Origin of the sequence: Streptomyces sp. NPDC101166 (genome assembly GCF_044768125.1) — a bacterium.
Classification (GTDB): Bacteria; Actinomycetota; Actinomycetes; order Streptomycetales; family Streptomycetaceae; genus Streptomyces.
Window position 1 is genome coordinate 103,389 of sequence record NZ_JBIWPF010000010.1, and the last position, 20,475, is coordinate 123,863.

The window sequence follows — 20,475 nt, forward strand, 5'->3', positions numbered from 1 at the left end:
GGGGGGCCTCCCGGTGTGATCCAAGTGGCACGCGTTCGGGTGAACCTCGGCGGCGGCCCGGACGTTATGTTCGGTTATCTACCGACTGCGGGTGCGTTTCGGCTGGTCGCGCAGTTCCCCGCGCCCCTCAAGTGGGTCATCAACCGCCCTCTTGCCAGGCGGCGGAGTTCTTCGGCCGCCACCTCGCGCTCGGTCTCCGGATCGTTTGTCAATCGTGACCGGAATGCTTCGAGAGTGTGGTCGAGGGATTCCTCGGGAGGCGTGTCGCCGAGGTAGAGGACGAAGGCGTGGCCGAAGCGGGACTCGTAGGCGGCGTGGGCCGCGCTGAGGGCGGTGTGGGCGGCTCCGTAGGCGTCGGCCGGGAGGGCGGGGAGGGCCTCTGCGGCCAGCGCTTCCGCCAGGTCGGCCGGGGTCAGGTCGTACGCCGCCTCGTCGGACGCGGCCAGCAGGGCGTCCGGGGTGGGGTAGGGGCGGTGGTCCGCGACGCTGCGGGCCCAGCGCGGGCTGTGCAGACAGGTCAGCAGGGTGCGGCGGGCCTCGTCGTCGGGCGCGCCGTTGAACCCGTCCAGGGCGGGCGAAGGCATACGGGTCTGCTCGGGGAGCGTCGGTATGGCGACGCCGCCCGGGAGGCGGGAGATACGGTGCGCAGACAGCGTGGGTCCTCGCGTCACGTGTGATGTGTCAGGGGATCTTGTGAATGGTGTGACCACGTTATCGAGAGTGGTCATGACCTGTCCGAGAGATGCCCGAATTTCACCCGCACGGGAGAGTTTCGGAATCAGGGGTGGACCCCTTCGGCGCGCTTGACGCGCGCTCGGGTCGTAGGTTGGCGGAGTGAGCAGGCACAGGCACCGGCGCAGGGCGCCGGAGAAGAACCCGCAGAAAGTGACGCGGCGGGCCCTGCTGGCCGGTGGTCTCGTCGTCGTCCTGGGAGCCGGGGTGGGCGTATGGGCCTCCGGCGACGGGGACGGCGGAGCACCGGCCGGAGCGGCGGCGCGGCAGACCGACGGCGACGGCGGCAGCAAGGCCTCGGGCGGCGACAAGGCGGCCGGCGGCAGGTCCGCGGGCGGCCCAGCGGCGGCGGCGAGCCCGTCGCCCAGCCGCTCGTACGCGCTCTCGCAGCCGCCGCGGACCATACCCGCGGTCCGCTCGCACACCGCCGCGCGCGGACCCGGCTGGCGTCCCGCCGCCGGGCACCGGGTGGTGGTGGGCGACGCGGGCCTCGCCGACGAGGGGCGGCTGATAGCCGGCGAGCTGAAGATGTCCTACGCGGGCGTTCGGAGCGACACCCGCGCGGGGGACCTGCGGCTGACGCGGAACAAGGGCGCGGGCGCGAACCCGGAGTCGTACACCATGACCGTGCGGGGCGGGCAGGTCACCGTCAGCGGGCCGTCCGACGCCGGGGTCTTCTACGGCACACGGACGCTGAAGCAGGAGGTGCACGGCGGCGGCACGGCCCCCGAGGGCGTCGTCCGCGACGAGCCGGCCAAGCCGCGGCGCGGGTTCATGCTCGACATCGCCCGCAAGAACTTCACGGCGGACTGGATACAGGACCGCGTCCGCGAGCTGGGCGACCTGAAGTACAACGAGATCGGGCTGCACTTCTCCGACGACCAGGCCTTCCGGATCCAGTCCGACACCCACCCCGAGATCGTCTCCGCGAAGCACCTCACCAAGGCGCAGGTCAAGCAGATCGTCGACCTCGCGGCGAGCCGGCACATCACCGTCGTCCCCGAGATCGACTCGCCCGGACATCTGGGCGCGGTCCTCGCCGCCCACCCCGAGCTGCAACTGCGCAACGTGCGGGGCAACGCCACCCGCGGGGCGATCGACATCTCCAAGCCCGCCTCCGCCGCCCTCCTGGACGACCTGCTGAACGAGTTCGCCGGGCTGTTCCCGGGAGCGCAGTGGCACCTGGGCGGCGACGAGTACCAGGCGCTGACCGTCTCCGACCCCGAGGCCTCCTACCCGCAGCTCGCCGCCGCCGCCCGCAAGGCCTACGGCCCCGGCGCGGGTGTCGCCGACCTCGCCACCGGCTGGCTGAACGCCCGTGCCGACACCGTCCGCGCCCATGACCGCACCATGCGGGTGTGGAACGACGGCTTCTTCCGGCAGACGTCGGTGAAGGCCGCCGGCGACCTGGAGGCCGCCTACTGGACCGGCAAGGAGATCGGTGCGCGGCAGCCCCTCTCCTACCTGAGCACCGGCCGCAAGGTGATCAACTACAACGACGAGTACCTGTACTACGTCCTCGGCGAGCCCCAGACCTTCGTCTACCCGACGGGGCAGCGGATCTACGAGCAGTGGACCCCGCGGGTGCTGCGCGGCAGCACGGCGGTGCCCGCGAAATACGACGGCCAGATACTCGGCGGGACCTTCGCCGTCTGGTGCGACCTCGCGAACTCGCAGACGCAGGACCAGGTCGCGGCAGGCATCCGGATGCCTCTGCGGGCGACCGTCCAGAAGCTGTGGGACCCGGGCGCGCCGAAGCTGTCCTGGACGCAGTTCAAGGCGCTGGCGAACCGGCTGGGCTGACGGGGCCTCAGAGGATCGGCGCGGGGTGATCGTGGCTGAATCCTTGCGTTGATCCGTTTCGCCGTGCACCCTTTGACACTCCCTGACTGTCGCACGCAGTGAGGGGAACTGCGGGCTCCGTAAGGATGGGGCCCGGGGGAGGGAGGCGTGCATGAGCGTGGTGGACCTCATCGCCACGGCGGACGATCGCGGCCTGGCGGCGAGCGGACTGGCTTGTTTGGATCGGTGCGTGCCGCTGCTGGGCGGCGACGACGAGATCCTGCGCCCGCTGTGGGCGAACCTCACCGACGACTCCGACCCGGCGGGCTGGGGCCCGCTGGTCGAGCAGGTGCGGGCCAAACTGGACGCCGACGCGGGGGCTTTCGGCGACTCCGCGGCTCAGCGCGGCTCGGGGGATGCCGGCGACGAGCCCGTGCGGCTTGCGCGGCGCATGCTCGACGCGGCTCCCGCCGGGCGCTCCGCCGCCGAGCTGCGGGAGTGGGCCGAGGCCTGCTCGGTCGCCTCCCTCGGCATCCACCGGCTCCTCGACCCGGCCGACGACCCGACCCCGCTCGACGCGCGCCGCGCCGGGGACACCGAGGGCATGCCCCCGCTCGCCGCCGCCGAGCTGCGCCGCCAGCTCACCGTGCTGGAGGTCGTCGCCGCACGCGGCGCGGGCGGCCTGCGCCAGGCCCTGGGCCTCACCACGGAGGGCCGCCGCGTCCTGCGCGCGGCGGTCTCCCGCCGGGCCCGCGCCGCGGGCTGAGGCACGCGAGCCCTATGGGCGTCGTGTGGGCGTGCTGCGGGGGAGGCGGGGTGGTCCTGCACCGGTCCGGGAAAACACCCGTCTGAGGGCCCTCGACCCGGTGACGAACGCGGTCCCTTCCGCACATGATCCCTGGTATGACCAGCGCGACGACAGCCTTCCCGCAGACCCCGCACGCCCCCGAGGGACGCCCCCACGCCGCCGCGAAACCGGTGCGGTGGGCGGCCGACGCCGTGGCCACCCTGCGCGAGGGCGCGCGGCTGCGGCTCGACTACACGGCGCGGAGCCTGTGGCGCGTCGACCGGCTCATCGAGGACCTGCGGCGGGAGGGCACGCCGTACGCCGCCGTGGACGGCGTGCTGCGCGGGCTCGGCTCGTACGCGGGCGAGGTGCTCGCCCGTGAGACCGGCGCCGAGTGGTGGGCGACGGGCGGCGACCACTGGGTCCGCACGCCCGACGGCCGCCTCTGGGACCCGATCGACGAGGCCCGCCGCTGCTTCGCCGGCCACGGCTCCCTGCGCCTGCTGTGCCGGGACGCGACCACCGCTGGCCCCGCGTCGACGATGTGACGTCTCCTACCTGAGTGGTGGGGCCGTCGATCCGCGAGGGGTGAGCGAGGGCGTGGCGACCTGGTGGGACGAGGCTTCCTCGTCGCCCATGACCGCGAACAGGGTACGGGCGACGTCCGCGCCGAACCCGTGCACGTCGTGGCTCATCGCGGACAGCGGCGGGTGGGTCAGCCGGCACAGCTGGGAGTCGTCCCAGGCGAGCAGGGAGAGGTCACGCGGCACCGACAGGCCCAGTTCCGCGGCGACGGCGGTCCCGGCGACGGCCATGATGTCGTTGTCGTAGAGGATCGCCGTGGGCCGCTCGGCCATGAGCAGCAGGGAACGGGTGGCGCGGGCCCCCTCCTCGCCCTCGTAGCCCGTGGCGATCTGGAGGTCGTCGGCGAGGCCCAGTTCGCGCGTGGCCTCGGTGAACGCCTTCGCGCGGATGGCGCTGTGCCCGAGTCCGGCGGGACCGCCGACGCGGGCGATGCGGCGATGGCCGAGCGCCGCCAGATAGCGCACGGCCTCCGTGGCGGCGGTGGCGTCGTCCGTCCACACCGAGGTGAAGCCGCCCGTCAGCGACGGGTGGCCGACCGCCACCGCGGGGAGCCCGATGGCCCGCAGCGCGGGCACGCGGGGATCGTTCTCGCGGAAGTCCACCAGGATCGATCCGCCCACCTGCCGGCCCTGCCACCACCGCTGCTGGAGCGCGATCTCCTCGTCCACGTCCCGCACCAGATGCAGCAGGAGCGAGCAGGACCGCTCGGCCAGCACGCTCTCCACCCCGGAGATGAACTCCATGTAGAACGGCTCCAGCCCGAGCAGCCGGGCCGGCCGGCAGATGGCGAGGCCGATGGTGTCCACCCTGGTCCCGGACGACAGGCCGCGGGCCCGGACGTTGGGGGCCCAGCCCAGGTCCCGGGCCGCCTGGAAGATGCGGTCACGGGTGGAGTCGGACACCCCGGGCCTGTCGTTGAAGGCGAGCGACACCGCTCCCTTCGACACGCCGGCCCGGGCCGCCACGTCCTTGATGGTGACGCGTCGGGGAGGTGCTGCGCTCACGTCGGTTCCACGCAGAAGACGGCCGCCCGGGCCGCCGCGGTGCCGGGCTCGGACCAGCCGCCCACCCGGATCCTGGTCTCCTCGCCGGGAAGCAGAGTGACAAGACCTGTGTCGGCCGTCGCGTCGGGGGCGAGGCGGTCGGGTTGCAGGAGGAGGTCCCGTACGAGGGTTTGCGCTGTGACCACGACGTCGACTGTATCCGCAGCGCCGGCGACCGGTTCCACGCGCACGTCGAACCGGGGAGGCGGGTAGGGGAACTCGCGGTCCGGCACCGGGAAGTGCACGGCGCGCAGCCCGTCCACGTCCGCGACCAGGAACTCTCCCTCCCCTGCGACGCCGAGTGCGTCCACGGGCAGCGGTGTCCGGACGGCGTCACGCGCCGCCACCTCCACGGTGAGCGGCACCCGGGCGGACACCGCCCCGTCGGCGGTGGTCCGGCGGACGGTGACCTCGGCCCGCCAGGGGGTGGCCGACTGGTTGACCAGCCCGAGCACGACCCCCTCGGCGGCGGGCTGGAGGGTGAGCAGCCGGTCGGCGTACAGGCGCCGCAGCTCGTGGTGGAGCGGCTTGAGCCGGCCGTCTCCGTCGACGGCGGACCAGGAGCTGACCGGCCAGCAGTCGTTGAGCTGCCACACGATCGTGCCCGCGCAGCGGGGCCAGTGGGAGCGCCAGTGCTCGATGCCCGCGGCGATCGCCCGTGCCTGGACCACCTGGGTCAGGTAGTGCCAGCGGTCGAAGTCGCCCTCGGGGAGCGCGAAATGGCGTGCCACCCCGCGGTTCAGTTTGCCGTTGCCGTCCTCGGCCTTCTGGTGGTGCAGCATGCCCGGCGAGCCGGGCGCCAGGTCCTCGCCCGGCAGGGCGCGGCGCAGGGTGGCCAGGGCGGGCGGCGCCTGCCAGCCGAACTCGGCGACGAACCGGGGCACGCTGTCGCGGTACCCGGCGAAGTCGCGGCGGTTCCACACTTCCCAGGAGTGGTGGGTGCCGTGTGCCGGATCGTTGGGGTGGTGGTCCCAGGAACCGGACCAGGGGCTGCCCGCCGTGTACGGCCGGGTCGGGTCCAGCTCGGCCACGACCCGCGGCAGCAGGCCCAGGTAGTACCCCTCGCCCCAGGAGTCTCCGGCGAGTTCGGGCTCCCACCCCCAGTCCCTGAAGCCCCACAGGTTCTCGTTGTTGCCGTTCCACACCACCAGCGAGGGATGCGGCATGAGACGTACGACGTTCTCGCGTGCCTCGGCCTCCACCTCGCCGCGCAGCGGCTGCTCCTCGGGGTAGGCGGAGCAGGCGAACAGGAAGTCCTGCCACACCATCAGGCCGAGTTCGTCGCAGGCGTCGTAGAAGGCCTCGTCCTCGTAGATGCCGCCGCCCCAGACGCGGACGAGGTCGATGTTCGCGTCAGCGGCCTGGGAGAGGCGGTGGCGGTAGCGCTCGGGGGTGATGCGGGAGGGCAGGACGTCGTCGGGGATCCAGTTCACGCCGCGGGTGAAGAGGCGTACCCCGTTGACGACGAGGGTGAAGCCGGTGCCGTGCTCGTCGGCGGTGCGGTCCACTTCGACCGTGCGGAAGCCGATCCGGCGCCGCCAGGCGTCCAGTGGGCTGTCGCCGTCGGTGAGGGTGACCGTCAGGTCGTGGAGCGGCTGCCCGCCCTGGCCGCGCGGCCACCACAGCTCCGGCTCGGGGACGTCCAGGACGAGGGTCGCCTCCGTGCCCTCGACGGTGATCCCGGTGTCGACGCCGGCCACGGAGGCCCGTGCGGTCAGCGGGCGTCCGGCGCCGGCGGCGGTGCGCTCCAGGACGAGGCGGACCTCCACCCGTCCGCGCGTCCCGACGACCGTGACCGCGGGCCGGACCTGGGCGATCCTGGCCGTCGACCAGTGCTCCAGGCGGACCGGCCGCCACATGCCGGCGGTGACGACGGTGGGTCCCCAGTCCCAGCCGAAGCTGCACGCCATCTTGCGGATGTACTGGGACGGTTCGGGATAGACGTTGGGCCGGTCGCCGACCGCCTTGCGCACCGCCTCGGCCTCCTCGCGGGCCGGGGTGAACAGCACCTGGAGCTCGCCGCCGCGGCCGGTGACGTCGAACCGGTACGAGCGGTGCATGTTGCGGGTCCGGCCGAGCACCTCGCCGTCCAGCGTGATCTCGGCCGCGGTGTCGAGGCCGTCGAAGACCAGGTCCGTCCGTTCGTGGGCGCTCTCGGTGGTGAGCCGGGCGGTGTACGTCCAGGCACGGTCGCCGACCCAGGCCACCTCGTGCTCGTTGGCGCCGATGAAGGGGTCCGGGATGAGCCCCGCGCCCAGGAGGTCGGCGTGCACGCAGCCCGGCACCCGGGCGGGCAGCACCTCGTCCCCGTGGCACAGCCCCCACCCGTCGCTGAGCTCGGTGACGTCCTTCATGTGCGGCTCCCCTCACGGAGGTCGGTCTTGGTCACGGCGCAGGCCAACCTAACCGCCTGAGCAAGCGATGTCCATAAACCGGTATAGCCCCGCCCTGTGTGCGGCTTATGGCGAGTTTTACCTTGATTAAGCCCAGGTGTATCCGCCGGCTTTCGGGGCTCGGGGTAACAATTTTGTCTCTGGAGCTTTACCGGTTCAATTTGGCGGTGCCATAGTGCCGACAGCCCAAAGCCGGGTCTGAGCCGCACACTGGAAGGAGCTGGGCGTATGGGGAGGAAGGCACTCGCCGTCGCCGCACTGACCGCAGTCATGGCGGTCACCGCGACGGGATGCACGGGAGCGGCGGCGCCGAAGGGCGAGTCGGCTGCCGCGGCGTCGGATCCGGGCAGCGTGTCCGGCGCCATCACCGTCCTGACGCACCGTACGGACCTGGTGCAGAACGGGACGCTGAAGAAGTACGCCGCCACGTTCAACAAGATCTACCCCAAGGTGACCGTGAAGTTCGACGGCATCACCGACTACGAGGGTGAGGTCAAGATCCGCATGAACACCCGCAACTACGGTGACGTGCTGATGATCCCGAACGCGATCGCCAAGAAGGACTACCCGTCGTTCTTCGCCTCCCTCGGCAGTGCCACCGAGCTGAGCAGGAAGTACCGCTTCACCGACAAGGCGAATGTCGACGGCAAGGTGTACGGCCTCGCGACCGTGGGCAACGCCGACGGCTTCGTCTACAACAAGGCCGTCTGGAAGAAGGCCGGCATCACCTCCTGGCCCACCAGCCCGGAGCAGTTCCTGACCGGTCTCAGGGCTGTCAAGGCCAAGACCGACGCGGTGCCGTACTACACGAACTTCAAGGACCAGTGGCCGCTGACCGCCGGCACCGCGAGCATCGGCTCGGTCAGCTGCGACGCACAGGCCAACGACAAGCTGGCGACCTCCACCGCCCCCTGGGCCGCGGGCAGCGACCTCGACGTCATCGACACCCTGCTCTACGACGTCGTCCACGAAAAGCTCATCGAGAAGGACCCCTCCACCACCAACTGGGAGAACTCCAAGGGCATGATCGCCCGCGGTGAGATCGCCACCATGCAGCTCGGCTCCTGGGCCATCAGCCAGATGCAGAACGCGGCGACGACGGCCGGGACGAACCCCGACGACATCGGCTTCATGCCGTTCCCCGCGCAGAAGAACGGCAAGTTCTGCGGCATGCTCTCCTCCGACTACCAGGAAGCGGTGAGCATCCACTCCAAGAACAAGGCCGCCGCACGGGCGTGGGTCGACTGGTTCACCGACAAGTCCGGCTTCGCGCAGAACGAGGGCTCCATCCCGACGCTCAAGTCCGGTGCCCTGCCTGCCACCTTGAAGCCCTTCGAGGACAACGGTGTCAGCCTGATGGAGCGGTCCGAGGCCAAGAGCACCCAGGTCAACGCCATCGACAACGCGGCCGAGATCGGCCTGGCCAAGCCCGACTACCGGCAGAAGCTGGTCGACATGGCGCGTGGCGTCCAGGGCGGAAGCCTGAAGGACTACTTCGCCGACCTCGACAAGAAGTGGAGCCGGGCGGCGAAGTCCGCGGGCAGCTGACGGGGAGCGACACCCGGGGGCCGGGGCCGGGGCCGGACGCCCGCCGGCCGGCCCCGGCCCGCCGACCGCGTCAAGTGGACGACCGAAAGGCCGACATGACCCACACCACCCACCCGCCCGCCGCACGCGTGGACAAGGAGAGCACCAGCACCCGCCCGGCGCCGAGCGGTTCCCGCTCCGGCGGGGGAGTCCTGCGCAGGGCGACCCCGTGGTTGTTCCTCCTGGCTCCGCTGGTCCTGCTGATCACGTTCACCTACGTGCCCGTGGCGAACATGATCTACTACAGCTTCACCGACTGGGACGGCGTCAGCCCGGAGATCCACCTCACGGGAACCGGCAACTACGCCGAGCTGTTCACCAGGCCCGAGCTGTTCCGGGTGTTCTTCGTCAGCCTCTACTACCTGGCCGCGTCCGTCGTGCAGATCGTCATCGCCCTGTACTTCGCGACCGTCCTGAGCTTCAACCTGCGCCTGCGCAACCTGTTCAAGGGAATCCTGTTCTTCCCGTACCTCATCAACGGCGTCGCGATCGGCTTCGTCTTCCTGTACTTCTTCCAAGACGGCGGCACACTCGACTCGGTGCTGTCCTGGTTCGGCGCGGGCGCCGACCACTCCTGGCTCGGCACGCCGACGTCCGCGAACGTCTCCCTGGCGGGCGTGTCCGTCTGGCGCTTCACCGGCCTGAACTTCGTGCTCTTCCTGGGAGCGATCCAGTCCGTCCCGGGGGAGCTGTACGAGGCGGCCCAGCTCGACGGCGCCACCCGCTGGCACCAGTTCCGGCACCTGATCCTTCCGAGCATCAAGCCCGTGGTCAGCCTGAGCGTGATCCTCGCCGTGTCCGGCTCGCTGTCGGTGTTCGAGATCCCCTACATCATGACCGGCGGCGCCACGGGCACCACGACGTTCGTCATCCAGACGGTGAAACTCGCGTTCCAGTTCAACAAGACGGGGCTGGCCTCGGCCGCCGCCGTCGTACTGCTCCTGATCATCCTGCTGATCACCTGGATCCAGCGCCGCCTCGTGCCCGACGAGAGAGTGGACCTCGTATGACCGCCGACACGGTGGACGGCCGTCGTCCCCGGGGCATCGCCTCGGTCCTCATCCATCTGTCCCTGGTCCTGGCCTCGCTGGTGGTCCTGGTCCCCCTGGCCGTCGTGTTCCTCACCTCGCTCAAGACGGAGAAGGAGGCGACGAACGGAGGCGGGGCGTTCCGACCTCCCGGCGACTGGCTGAACTTCTCCAACTACGTCACGGCCTTCCGGGACGGCCAGATGCTGACGGCGTTCGGGAACACCGCCTTCATCCTGCTGTTCTCCGTCACCGGCACCGTGATCATCGGCTCGATGACCGCGTACGCCATCGACCGCTTCCACTTCCGGGGCAAGAAGCTGGTCATGGGGCTGTTCCTGGTGGCCGCCCTGGTACCGGGCGTGACCACGCAGGTGGCCACCTTCCAGGTGGTCAACAGCTTCGGTCTCTTCGACACCCGGTGGGCGCCGATCCTGCTGTACACGGGCACCGACATCGTGTCCATCTACATCTTCCTGCAGTTCATCCGCTCGATCCCCGTCTCCCTCGACGAGGCCGCCCGACTCGACGGCGCGAACGCGCTCACCGTCTACTGGCGGATCATCTTCCCGCTGCTCAAGCCGGCGATCGCCACCGTCGTCATCATCAAGGGCATCACGGTCTACAACGACTTCTACATCCCGTTCCTCTACATGCCTTCCGAGAACCTCGGCACGATGTCCACCGCCCTGTTCCGCTTCAAGGGCCCCTACGGCGCCCACTGGGAGGCCATATCGGCCGGCGCGATCCTCGTCATCGTGCCGACGCTGGTCGTCTTCCTCTTCCTCCAGCGCTACATCTACAACGGGTTCGCGCGCGGCGCCACCAAGTGAGACCGGTGTCCGACCGCCCGACCGCGTGACCCGTCCGCCCGGTTCACGGCTCGAAGCGAGCTGCCGTCCCGCACGAGGAATCGCCACGTCGAAGGAGACGTACATGACCGACTCGCCGCTGAACCGCCGCACGTTCCTCGTCATCGGCACCGCGGTCGCCATGACGGCCGGCACCCGGTTGCCGGCGGCCGCAGCGCCCGCCGGCGCCGCGACACCGGTCCGGATCGTCGACGACAGGGCGACCCCCGCCACCCGCTCGCTCTTCGCGTATCTCAAGAAGCAGCAGGGGAAGGGCATCCTGTTCGGTCACCAGCACGACCTCACCTACGGCTTCACCTTCACCACCCCCGACGGCAAGGCGTCCGACACCGAGGCGGCGGTGGGCGACCACCCCGCGGTCTTCGGCTGGGACACCCTCATCCTCGACGGCCGCGAACGCCCCGGCAGCGAGGAGGCGACCGAGGCCGACAACATCGCCGCGCTCAGCCGGTGCATCCAGCAGGGGGACGCACGGGGAGGGATCAACACGCTCAGCGCCCACATGCCGAACTTCGTCACGGGCGGGGACTTCTACGACACCTCGGGCCGGGTGGTCGCCCAGATCCTCCCCGGCGGAGCGAAGCACGCCGAGTTCAACGCCTTCCTCGACCGCGTCGCGAAGGCGGTCGAGGGCGCGCGGCGGCCGGACGGCACCCTGATCCCGGTGATCTTCCGCCCCTTCCACGAGAACAACGGCGGCTGGTTCTGGTGGGGCGCCGGCCACACCGCGTCCGCCGAGTTCATCGAGGTGTACCGCTACACCGTCGAGTACCTGCGCGACACCCGGTGCGTCCGCAACCTGCTCTACGCCTATTCGCCCAACTCCGGCTTCGGAGGCGACCCGACGGGCTACCTCAAGACCTACCCGGGCGACGAGTTCGTCGACGTCCTCGGCTACGACGCCTACGACGATTCAGCCGGCTCGACGGCCTGGCTCGACGGCCTGGTGAAGGACCTGGCGATGGTCGTCCGGCTCGCGAACGAACGCGGCAAGGCGCCCGCCTACTCCGAGTTCGGGGAGAGCGGCGTCGAGAACCGCGACCCGAACTGGTTCACCCGACTCCTGGCGGCCGTCAAGGCGGACCCGCAGGCCCGGCAGGCGACCTTCATGCTCACCTGGGCCAACTTCGGCGGCGACAACCGCGCTTACGTTCCGTACCAGGGCCGGCCCCTGCTGCCCGACTTCGTCGAGTACCACCAGGACCCGTACACGGTGTTCGCCGCCGACCTGGGCAAGGTGTTCTCCCTCCGCACCACCGCGACCGGGAACGCCCCGTTCCTGCACCTCGTGACCCCCACGGACCGGCAGCGCGTGACGGTCCCCCGCACGACCGTCCGGGTGCGGGTCACCTCCGGGAAGGCGAGCCGGGTCACCTACGCCGTGGACGACGGCCCCGCCCGGCCGCTGCGCCTCGACGCCGAAGGCTTCTGGTCGGGCGTCTGGTCGATCGCCCCGGCCCGGCTGGACAACCGCCCGGTGACCGTCAAGGTGAGCGCGCGGGTGGGAGGAAGGACGTTCACCGACTCGGCCCTGGTCTTCCTCGGCGAGGCCCCGCCCCTGCCGGCGGGATGGGTCGACGACTTCGAGGGGTACGCCGGGGACGACGTCAGCCTGAGCGAGGCGTACAGCCATGTCAACGCCAACACCACCACCCTGTCGGCCGACCACAAGTCCTCGGGCTCCCACGGGCTGGCCTACGCGTACGACTTCACCGGCGCCGAGTACACCGGCATCGGCAAGCCGGTCGACGCGGACTGGTCGGCCTTCACCTCCATGGCCCTGTGGCTGCGGGGAGACGGTTCCGCGAACGGGGCCGTGCTCCAGATCGTCGCCGACGGCGCCTACTTCGAGTACGGGGCCTCGCTGAGCGACACGAACGGGAAGGAGGTCAGGGCGCCGTTCAGCGCGTTCAAGCCCGCCCCCTGGGACACCGCGCACGCCGATGCCGTGCTCGACGCGGCCCACCTCGCCAAGGTGAGCGGGTTCAACCTGTACCTCGGCCACGGAAACGGCGCGGCGACCAAGGGAGTCGTGTACGTGGACGACATCAGAGCCGAATGAGCCCCTGAAGACGAACGACGCCCACCGGACCCGCCCGCCCCGGTCCACCCCCGGTGGGGCGAGGCGACGACGACCGGGGCCGCCACCCCCCACAGGAGAGGCCCCGGCCGCCGCGCGGACACGGGCCGCGCGGCGGCCCGTACTCTCCTCAGCGCCGGGAGTGCGTTTTTTGTCACACCGGAAGCGGGACTTCGCGTCACGAGTCGATTGCATTTTGTACGGACATGGACGACCGGCGGTTTCAGGTCGTAACGTGCCTTTCGCGCCGGACGGCGGAGCGGCCGGAACACCGCGATCACCCGCGGACCAGTCGCGGACCATCCGTGGATCGGTGAGACCGCCATCATCAATCGAGGAACCACGACGTGGGGGACGACGCGGAGCTGACCGCCGCGGTGCTCGCGGCACAGCGCGGAGACGAGACCGGGTTCCGTGCTGTGTACCGCGCGGTGCACCCTCGGCTGCTCGGCTATGTCCGCACACTCGTCGGCGACCTCGACGCGGAGGACGTCACCTCCGAGGCCTGGCTCCAGATCGCCCGCGACCTCGAACGCTTCAGCGGGGACGCCGACCGGTTCCGGGGCTGGGCCGCCCGGATAGCCCGCAACCGCGCCCTCGACCACATCCGCATGCGTGGCCGGCGGCCCGCCGTCGGCGGTGACGAGGCGGAGCTGACCGGCCGGCCCGCCGAGTCCGACACCGCCGGCGAGGCCATCGAGGCCCTCGCGACCGGCCGCACGCTCGACCTCATCGCCCGGCTGCCGCAGGACCAGGCCGAGGCCGTCGTCCTGCGGGTCGTCGTGGGCCTCGACGCCAAGACCGCCGCCGAGACCCTCGGCAAACGACCCGGCGCCGTGCGCACGGCCGCCCACCGGGGGCTGAAGAAGCTCGCCGAGCTGCTCGGCGACGACCCCGAGACGGCCGGCGTCCTCGACGCGCTGCCGCCGCAACGCGCGACGCGCTCCCGCGCGGTCACGTCCGCCGGTGTGACGCATGCGTACGCACGGACGCAGAAGGACATGTGATGGCCGACGAGCGCTGTGCCCACCCGGGGGACGACGAGCCCTCCGGCGACCCCGCCGCGCGCCGGCGGCCCGGCCGATGGCTGGACGGCCGTACGGCGGAACGGCTGCTGGACGGGGACGCGCCGGACAACGCTGTCGCCCCCGCCCACCGCGACGAGGCCGAACGCCTCGCCCGCACCCTGAACGCCCTGGCCGCCCTCTCCGACCCGCCGGTCCCGCCGGACGAGGAACTCCCCGGCGAGGCGTCGGCCCTGGCGGCCTTCCGCAAGATCCACGCGGACCGCACGACACCCACGACCGCCTACGTCGACTCCCGCGACCCCTCCGCCGACGCGGCGGTGCTCGCGTTCCGCGCGGCCCGGGCCGAACAGGGCGGCGCCTCCGGGGCGCAGGGCGCACCCGCCCCTGACGACGGGGCGGACGCCCAGGTGGTGCGGATCGGCGCGGGGCGGCCCGAGCGGACGCCGTCGCGCCGCGGCCGGACCGTTCGCCTGGGCGCGGCGGCCGCCCTGGCCGTCGGCATGGCGGGCGGGGTGGCGGCGGCGACCGGTGTCGGCGGGTTCCCCGCCCCCTTCGACGCCGCCGAGCCCGCCCCGGTCACCTCCGTCTCCGCCGCAGCGACGCCCGGACCTCCTCTTCCGCTCGACTCCCCTTCTCCTGCGCTGTCCCCCTCACCCGCGCCGGGCGCGGGCCACGGCGGCCGGGCCGGCCCGGACACCCCGGGCGGCACGGCGAGCGGCGGCCCGGCCGCCCCGAGCGCCGGGGGCAAGGCGAAGGGCGACGGTGACGGAGGCGGCCCCGGCGTCGGGAACCGCCGCGCCTGGCCGAGCGGCGTGCCCGCCGCCTGCCGGGACCTGCGCGACGGCAAGATCCTGAACCAGCAGCGCCGCCGCTCCCTGGAGAGCGCCGCGGGCGGCGTCTGGCGTGTGCCGGTGTACTGCGCCCACGTCCTCACCACTCCCGACGGCCCGTCCGGCACGGACACCGGGACGCAGAAGCCCGGCGGGCAGGGCCGGACCGGCGGCCACGGTCAGAACGGCTGGGGCGGGCAGTACGGCGGCCCCGGCGGCGACGGCGCCGGCTGGGGCGGCGGCAAGCCCGGCCTGGGCGACGGCCACGGCCACGGTCCTGATCACGGCCGCCACCACGGCAGGGGCGGGAAGGGCGACAGGGGCGCGGACGGCGAGGACGGCGGCCAGGGTGGCCAGGGCGACGGGGCCGGGAACGCCGGCGGGAACGGCGGCGACTAGAGAGCCCGGTCAGCCTCGCCCGCATGACCCCCGTGCCCCCTTCTGACCTGCGGTTTCTCGCGTCGTCGAAAATTCTCCGGCTCAGGTGTGACGTTTTTGCTGGGCCCGGCGCAGTTAGAAGTGAGCCGACTGGTCATCGGCCCTCGCATGGAGCCGGGGTTCCCCCCGTACCTACGGCTCGTGCACCTGGCGCGGGCGGGACACGTTCCCCCGGTCCCGCCCGCGCCCCCCACGTCGCAGGCACCTCACCAGGAGACGACGACCTTGTCGCCGTCCCTCACCTGCGCGAACAGCCTCGCGATCGCCCCCTCGTCCCGGACGTTGACACAGCCGTGCGACGCCCCCGCGTACCCCCGCATCGCGAAGTCGGACGAGTAGTGCACCGCCTGACCGCCGCTGAAGAACATCGCGTACGGCATCGGTGAGTCGTAGAGCGTGGACACATGGTGGCGGGACTTCCAGTAGACCTGGAACACGCCCTCGCGGGTGGGCGTGTACTGGGAGCCGAACCGCACCGACATCGTCGACACGGTCCGCCCGTCGATCATCCAGCGCAGTGTCCGGCTCGTCTTGTCCACGCAGATCACCCGCCCGGTCAGGCACCGGGGGTCGGGTGCGGCGGCGGGCTGGCCACCCAGCAGATACAGCTCCCAGCGGCCCGGCTCGTGGGTCATGGCCAGCAGCCGCTGCCAGGTCACGGTGTCCGTCTGTCCCGTGCGCGGCAGCCCGCGCTTGCCCTGGAACCCCTTCACGGCCTCCGCGGTCGCGCCGTCGTACGTCCCCGTCGGCCCGTCGTGCAGCCAGTCGACCTGCCGCAGCCTGGCCTGGAGCTCGCGCACGTCCCGCCCGTAGGCGCCGCGGGACCACAGGACGGCAGGCGGGGCCGCCGTCGAAGCCGTGGGCGTCGGGCTCTCCGCGGGCGGCGACGTCCGGGGTCCGGCGTCGGCCGCTGTCGCCGCCGGACCGGGAGCGCCCGAGGCGTCGCCCGCCCCCGGGCTGACGCGGACGTGGACCGGCGCCCGGCCCTTGGGGTCGGCGGGGGCCGGCTGCACCGTGCAGCCGCACACCGTCACCAGAGCCGCCGCACCCACCGCGGCGACGACCGCTCTCACCCTGCCGCGCTTGCCCGTGAGGCCACTGAGGCCGGTGGAGCCCCTGAAGCCCGCGGCGTCCGTCATTGCCGTCATGCCCGTACTACGCACTCGCGACCCCCGTCGTCTCACCGGCGTACGTCCTCGGTCCCTGAATGGTCCATGGAGTTGTTCCCCGCGGATGACGACGCGCGAACGGCCCGGCATTGTTGGGACCGAAGGCGTGACAGTGCGGCGGAAGGTGTCACCCCATGGCGCGCGAGTCGGAATCAGGGCTTCCCATCGAGCCGGTGTACGGGCCTGACGGCCTCACGAGCGGCTGGGACCCGGCGGAGAGACTGGGCGAGCCGGGTTCGTACCCCTATACCCGGGGCGTGTACCCGACGATGTACACCGGGCGGCCCTGGACGATGCGCCAGTACGCCGGTTTCGGCACGGCGGCCGAGTCCAACGCCCGCTACAAGCAGCTCATCGCGCACGGCACGACCGGCCTGTCCGTCGCCTTCGACCTGCCCACCCAGATGGGCCACGACTCCGACGCCCCGCTCGCGCACGGCGAGGTCGGCAAGGTGGGCGTCGCCGTCGACTCCCTCGACGACATGCGGGTGCTGTTCGACGGGATCCCGCTGGACCGGGTCTCCACGTCGATGACGATCAACGCCCCGGCCGCCCTGCTGCTCCTGCTCTACCAACTGGTCGCCGAGGAACAGGGCGTGGGCGGCGACCGGCTCACCGGCACGATCCAGAACGACGTGCTGAAGGAGTACATCGCCCGCGGGACGTACATCTTCCCGCCGGGGCCCTCGCTGCGCCTGATCGCCGACACGTTCAGGTACTGCCGGGCCGAGATCCCCCGGTGGAACACCATCTCCATCTCCGGCTACCACATGGCCGAGGCGGGAGCCTCGCCCGCGCAGGAGATCGCCTTCACCCTCGCCGACGGCGTCGAGTACGTCCGCACGGCGGTCGCGGCCGGCATGGACGTCGACGACTTCGCGCCCAGGCTCTCCTTCTTCTTCGTGGCCCGTACGACGCTGCTGGAGGAGGTCGCCAAGTTCCGTGCCGCGCGCCGCATGTGGGCGCGGCTGATGCGGGACGAGTTCGGCGCGCGCGACCCCAGGTCGCTGATGCTGCGCTTCCACACGCAGACGGCCGGCGTGCAGCTGACGGCCCAGCAGCCCGAGGTGAACCTCGTCCGGGTGGCCGTCCAGGCGCTCGCGGCAGTCCTCGGCGGCACCCAGTCCCTGCACACCAACTCCTTCGACGAGGCGATCGCGCTGCCCACCGACAAGAGCGCGCGCCTGGCCCTGCGTACGCAGCAGGTGCTCGCGCACGAGACGGACGTGACCGCGACGGTCGACCCCTTCGCCGGGTCGTACGCCGTGGAGAGGATGACCGACGACGTGGAGGCGGCGGCGCTGGAGCTGATGCGCAAGGTCGAGGACCTCGGCGGGGCGGTGGCGGCCATCGAGCGCGGCTTCCAGAAGCGGGAGATCGAGCGCAACGCCTACCGCATCGCCCAGGAGACCGACTCGGGGGATCGGGTCGTCGTCGGCGTCAACCGCTTCCGCCTCGACGAGGAGGAGCCGTACGAGCCGCTCCGCGTCGACCCGGCCATCGAGGCCCGGCAGACGGAGCGGCTGGCCCGGCTGCGTGCCGAACGCGACCGGCCGGCGGTGGACGCGGCGCTGGCGGCGCTGCGGAAGGCCGCCGAGGGCGAGGACAACGTCCTGTATCCGATGAAGGAGGCGCTCAGGGCACGGGCGACGGTGGGCGAGGTGTGCGGCGCGCTCCGGGAGGTCTGGGGAAGCCATGTGCCGGCGGAGGCGTTCTGAACGGAGGGGATTCCTCCGAACGGGTGATCGCCGAGGCTCTCCTCGACGCTGACGGCCAGTGCCGTGACCGGAAAGGTCTGCCGGGAAGCTCGCGGAGTCCACAACGCGGCGGTGGGGGAGCCGTGCCGGGCGTCGCGAGCCGGTGAACCTCTCCGGACACGCCCTAGCGCTGCCCGAACCGGCTGAGGTAGTCCACGGCCCCGGCCGTTCCGTCCCCGGCCCAGCCGACATGGCCGTCCGGCCGGACGAGGAACAGTCCGGAGCCGTACGTCCCCGGAGTGCCCTCGCCGTGGACCACCCGCACGGCGGCCGGAACAGCGTCCGGTGTCGGCGTGCCCACCGCGACCAGGGTCCAGTGCGGTCCCCGGAAGGCGTCGAAGAGGCGGACGCCGCCGACCGTGCCGTCCGGCGCGCGGTCCCCTGCCCGTACCGCTCCCGGCGTCCGGCGCGTCTCCTCCGTCAGGCTCGACTCCCGGTAGCCGATGCCCAGTTGACGGGTCGCCGCCCCGCGTCCGACCTCCCCGCGGTGCACGCGCGTCGACAGGCCCAGCATCTCGGCCGCGACGGTCCGCCGTTCCTCCTCGTAGGTGTCGAGCAGGGAGGCGTCCGCCCCGTCCCGCAGCACCGCGCCCAGCTTCCAGCCCAGGTTGTAGGCGTCCTGCACGCTGGTGTTGAGGCCCTGGCCGCCGGCCGGCGAGTGGACGTGTGCCGCGTCCCCTGCCAGGAACACCCGACCGGCCCGGAACCGGTCCGCGAGGGCCGCTCGCGGGCGGAAGTCGGACGCCCAGCGCACCTCGGTCACGTCCTCGGGCGCGAGGTGCGAGCGGGCGGCGACGAGCTTGCGGACCCCGTCGAGGGAGAGGTCCACCTCCGTCCCTTCGGGGAACTGCGCCACCGCCTGGAAGTCCTCCGTACCCGCGAGCGGGCAGATCACCAGGAAGCCGTCGTCTTCCCCGCGCGCGGGGAAGATGTGCCAGTTGTCGCGGTCCAGCCCGGTGATCCGCAGATCCGCCACCAGCGTCGGGCGCGGGTCGACGCTCTCCCCGGTCATGCCGACGCCGAGCGCCCGGCGCACGCCGGAGCGGCCGCCGTCCGCCGCGACGAGGTACCGCGCGCGGACGTCCGGTCCGGACGCGAAGTGCGCCGTCACGCCCAGCTCGTCCTGAGCGATCCCGACGACCTCCCGCCCGAAGGAGACCGACCCGCCCAGCTCCTCCAGGCGCGCCCGCAGGACCTCCTGCGTCCGCCACTGCGGCACCAGCAGCGGCTCGGCGTACGGCGAGTCCTCGGTCGTCTCCGCCGGGTCGAACATCCGGTGCTCGCCCATCCGCCGCCCGTCCTGCCAGATCATCCCGACCGGGTAGCCGCCCCCGGCCGCGCGGATCGCGTCCAGTACGCCGAGGTCGTCGAAGACCTCCAGCGTGCGGGGCTGGAGGCCCTTGCCGCGCGAACCCGGGAACAGCGCGTCGCCCCGTTCCGCCACGAGCGCGTCCACCCCGCGCCGGGCCAGGTCGACGCCCAGGGTCAGCCCGCAGGGGCCCGCGCCGACGACCAGTACGTCCGTCGTGATCATTCCCAGTCTCCTTAACGCTGTTAAGTTCCGCCTGCCACGAAGACTGGCCTTAACGCCGTTAAGCTGTCAAGCGTGAACACGGAACGACGTGCGCCCCTCGACCGGAAACGGGTGGCCGACACAGCGCTGAGACTCCTCAACGAGGTCGGCCTCGACGGCCTCACCCTGCGGGCCATCGCCAAGGAGCTGGACGTCAAAGCGCCCGCCCTGTACTGGCACTTCAAGGACAAGCAGGCCCTGCTCGACGAGATGGCGACCGAGATGTACCGCCGGATGACCGCCGGCACGCCGCTCGACCCGGACGACACCTGGCGCGAGCGGATGCTCAAGGCCAACCACGGCCTGCGCACGGCGCTGCTCGGCTACCGCGACGGCGCGAAGGTGTTCAGCGGCTCACGGTTCACCGGCATCGAGCACGCCGGGCAGATGGAGGACAACCTGCGCCTCTTCACGGCCGCCGGCTTCACCCTCGCCCAGGCCGTGCGCGCGATCACGACGACGTACCTCTACACGCTCGGCTTCGTCACCGAGGAACAGGGCGTCCAGCCCCTGCCAGACGAACGGCGCGAGGGCTTCGACGTCGACGAACGCGCCCGCCTGATGGCCGACTTCCCGCTGTCGGCCGCGGCCGGCGCGGAGATCTTCGACCAGTACGACCGGGCATTCGCGGAAGGACTCGAACTCCTCCTGGCGGGAATCGAGGCGCGGTACACGCGCCCGCCCGGCCCCGCCGACTGAACCCGAGGGCCGCGCGGCCGGTTCACCGCCTCTTCATCCGAGCTTCCCCTCGCACAGGCACGCAGTTACCCGCCGCTCAAGCCTGCCCTTCC

General features: G+C 71.9%; 16 protein-coding genes. 11 read left to right on the forward strand and 5 right to left on the reverse strand.

What is annotated here, in order from left to right; all coding sequences use genetic code 11:
- Nucleotides 1-74: 74 nt before the first annotated feature.
- Nucleotides 75-728, reverse strand: a complete 654-nt coding sequence (locus tag ACIRS4_RS19185) for a 2-oxo-4-hydroxy-4-carboxy-5-ureidoimidazoline decarboxylase (RefSeq protein WP_404197042.1) — start codon at nucleotides 726-728, stop codon at nucleotides 75-77.
- 106 nt (nucleotides 729-834) lie between these two features.
- Between ACIRS4_RS19185 and ACIRS4_RS19190 the strand changes: the two genes are divergently transcribed.
- The 3 genes from ACIRS4_RS19190 to ACIRS4_RS19200 all read left to right on the forward strand — a co-directional run bounded on the left by ACIRS4_RS19190 (nucleotide 835) and on the right by ACIRS4_RS19200 (nucleotide 3,849).
- Nucleotides 835-2,535 carry a glycoside hydrolase family 20 protein gene (locus tag ACIRS4_RS19190; protein WP_404197044.1) on the forward strand — a complete coding sequence of 567 codons (1,701 nt, stop codon included), beginning with the start codon at nucleotides 835-837 and terminating at the stop codon, nucleotides 2,533-2,535.
- A gap of 151 nt (nucleotides 2,536-2,686) precedes the next feature.
- A complete protein-coding gene (locus ACIRS4_RS19195; protein WP_404197047.1) occupies nucleotides 2,687-3,280 on the forward strand; it encodes a hypothetical protein in 594 nt (197 codons plus the stop codon).
- Between the two features lie 137 nt (nucleotides 3,281-3,417).
- A complete protein-coding gene (locus ACIRS4_RS19200; RefSeq protein WP_404197050.1) occupies nucleotides 3,418-3,849 on the forward strand; it encodes a hypothetical protein in 432 nt (143 codons plus the stop codon).
- A 6-nt stretch (nucleotides 3,850-3,855) separates the two neighbouring features.
- On the opposite strand, the gene ACIRS4_RS19205 is transcribed toward ACIRS4_RS19200, so the two are convergent.
- Entirely contained in the window at nucleotides 3,856-4,890 is a 1,035-nt protein-coding gene (locus tag ACIRS4_RS19205; RefSeq protein ID WP_404197053.1) for a LacI family DNA-binding transcriptional regulator, read from the reverse strand.
- On the reverse strand, nucleotides 4,887-7,283 hold the full coding sequence (locus ACIRS4_RS19210; protein WP_404197056.1) for a glycoside hydrolase family 2 protein: 2,397 nt from the start codon (nucleotides 7,281-7,283) through the stop codon (nucleotides 4,887-4,889). Before ACIRS4_RS19210 ends, ACIRS4_RS19205 begins: the two co-directional genes overlap by 4 nt.
- Nucleotides 7,284-7,550: 267 nt before the next feature.
- Between ACIRS4_RS19210 and ACIRS4_RS19215 the strand changes: the two genes are divergently transcribed.
- The 6 genes from ACIRS4_RS19215 to ACIRS4_RS19240 all read left to right on the forward strand — a co-directional run bounded on the left by ACIRS4_RS19215 (nucleotide 7,551) and on the right by ACIRS4_RS19240 (nucleotide 15,146).
- The gene (locus tag ACIRS4_RS19215) at nucleotides 7,551-8,870 is read left to right on the forward strand and encodes an extracellular solute-binding protein (protein WP_404197058.1); all 1,320 of its coding nucleotides are present in this window, start codon (nucleotides 7,551-7,553) and stop codon (nucleotides 8,868-8,870) included.
- A gap of 95 nt (nucleotides 8,871-8,965) precedes the next feature.
- Nucleotides 8,966-9,919 (forward strand): carbohydrate ABC transporter permease, encoded by a 954-nt coding sequence (locus ACIRS4_RS19220; RefSeq protein ID WP_404197060.1) that lies wholly within the window; start codon nucleotides 8,966-8,968, stop codon nucleotides 9,917-9,919.
- Nucleotides 9,916-10,770: a carbohydrate ABC transporter permease gene (locus tag ACIRS4_RS19225; protein WP_404197063.1), complete on the forward strand. Its 855-nt coding sequence runs from the start codon at nucleotides 9,916-9,918 to the stop codon at nucleotides 10,768-10,770. Before ACIRS4_RS19220 ends, ACIRS4_RS19225 begins: the two co-directional genes overlap by 4 nt.
- Nucleotides 10,771-10,873: 103 nt before the next feature.
- Nucleotides 10,874-12,871 carry a glycosyl hydrolase gene (locus ACIRS4_RS19230; RefSeq protein ID WP_404197065.1) on the forward strand — a complete coding sequence of 666 codons (1,998 nt, stop codon included), beginning with the start codon at nucleotides 10,874-10,876 and terminating at the stop codon, nucleotides 12,869-12,871.
- A gap of 365 nt (nucleotides 12,872-13,236) precedes the next feature.
- Nucleotides 13,237-13,896 (forward strand): RNA polymerase sigma factor, encoded by a 660-nt coding sequence (locus ACIRS4_RS19235; protein WP_404197068.1) that lies wholly within the window; start codon nucleotides 13,237-13,239, stop codon nucleotides 13,894-13,896.
- Complete coding sequence (locus tag ACIRS4_RS19240; protein WP_404197071.1) at nucleotides 13,896-15,146, forward strand: hypothetical protein; 1,251 nt, start codon at nucleotides 13,896-13,898, stop codon at nucleotides 15,144-15,146. Before ACIRS4_RS19235 ends, ACIRS4_RS19240 begins: the two co-directional genes overlap by 1 nt.
- Before the next feature lie 245 nt (nucleotides 15,147-15,391).
- Here the strand turns inward: ACIRS4_RS19240 and ACIRS4_RS19245 are convergent, their stop codons facing one another.
- Nucleotides 15,392-16,333, reverse strand: coding sequence for a L,D-transpeptidase family protein (locus ACIRS4_RS19245; protein ID WP_404197074.1), 942 nt, complete (start codon nucleotides 16,331-16,333; stop codon nucleotides 15,392-15,394).
- A 155-nt stretch (nucleotides 16,334-16,488) separates the two neighbouring features.
- Between ACIRS4_RS19245 and ACIRS4_RS19250 the strand changes: the two genes are divergently transcribed.
- Nucleotides 16,489-18,072: a methylmalonyl-CoA mutase gene (locus tag ACIRS4_RS19250; protein ID WP_404197077.1), complete on the forward strand. Its 1,584-nt coding sequence runs from the start codon at nucleotides 16,489-16,491 to the stop codon at nucleotides 18,070-18,072.
- 163 nt (nucleotides 18,073-18,235) lie between these two features.
- On the opposite strand, the gene ACIRS4_RS19255 is transcribed toward ACIRS4_RS19250, so the two are convergent.
- Nucleotides 18,236-19,645: an FAD-dependent oxidoreductase gene (locus ACIRS4_RS19255; RefSeq protein ID WP_404197080.1), complete on the reverse strand. Its 1,410-nt coding sequence runs from the start codon at nucleotides 19,643-19,645 to the stop codon at nucleotides 18,236-18,238.
- 72 nt (nucleotides 19,646-19,717) lie between these two features.
- Between ACIRS4_RS19255 and ACIRS4_RS19260 the strand changes: the two genes are divergently transcribed.
- Nucleotides 19,718-20,383, forward strand: coding sequence for a TetR/AcrR family transcriptional regulator C-terminal domain-containing protein (locus tag ACIRS4_RS19260; protein ID WP_404197083.1), 666 nt, complete (start codon nucleotides 19,718-19,720; stop codon nucleotides 20,381-20,383).
- The last annotated feature ends 92 nt before the right edge of the window (nucleotides 20,384-20,475 follow it).

Excerpts from the sequence above, each read along its gene's own strand:
- ACIRS4_RS19185 (WP_404197042.1), bottom strand. The coding sequence starts at position 728 with ATGACCACTCTCGATAACGTGGTCACACCATTCACAAGATCCCCTGAC.
- ACIRS4_RS19215 (WP_404197058.1), top strand. The coding sequence starts at position 7,551 with ATGGGGAGGAAGGCACTCGCCGTCGCCGCACTGACCGCAGTCATGGCG.
- ACIRS4_RS19210 (WP_404197056.1), bottom strand. The coding sequence starts at position 7,283 with ATGAAGGACGTCACCGAGCTCAGCGACGGGTGGGGGCTGTGCCACGGG.
- ACIRS4_RS19245 (WP_404197074.1), bottom strand. The coding sequence starts at position 16,333 with ATGACGGCAATGACGGACGCCGCGGGCTTCAGGGGCTCCACCGGCCTC.
- ACIRS4_RS19255 (WP_404197080.1), bottom strand. The coding sequence starts at position 19,645 with ATGATCACGACGGACGTACTGGTCGTCGGCGCGGGCCCCTGCGGGCTG.
- ACIRS4_RS19220 (WP_404197060.1), top strand. The coding sequence starts at position 8,966 with ATGACCCACACCACCCACCCGCCCGCCGCACGCGTGGACAAGGAGAGC.
- ACIRS4_RS19250 (WP_404197077.1), top strand. The coding sequence starts at position 16,489 with ATGGCGCGCGAGTCGGAATCAGGGCTTCCCATCGAGCCGGTGTACGGG.
- ACIRS4_RS19200 (WP_404197050.1), top strand. The coding sequence starts at position 3,418 with ATGACCAGCGCGACGACAGCCTTCCCGCAGACCCCGCACGCCCCCGAG.
- ACIRS4_RS19230 (WP_404197065.1), top strand. The coding sequence starts at position 10,874 with ATGACCGACTCGCCGCTGAACCGCCGCACGTTCCTCGTCATCGGCACC.
- ACIRS4_RS19195 (WP_404197047.1), top strand. The coding sequence starts at position 2,687 with ATGAGCGTGGTGGACCTCATCGCCACGGCGGACGATCGCGGCCTGGCG.
- ACIRS4_RS19225 (WP_404197063.1), top strand. The coding sequence starts at position 9,916 with ATGACCGCCGACACGGTGGACGGCCGTCGTCCCCGGGGCATCGCCTCG.
- ACIRS4_RS19240 (WP_404197071.1), top strand. The coding sequence starts at position 13,896 with ATGGCCGACGAGCGCTGTGCCCACCCGGGGGACGACGAGCCCTCCGGC.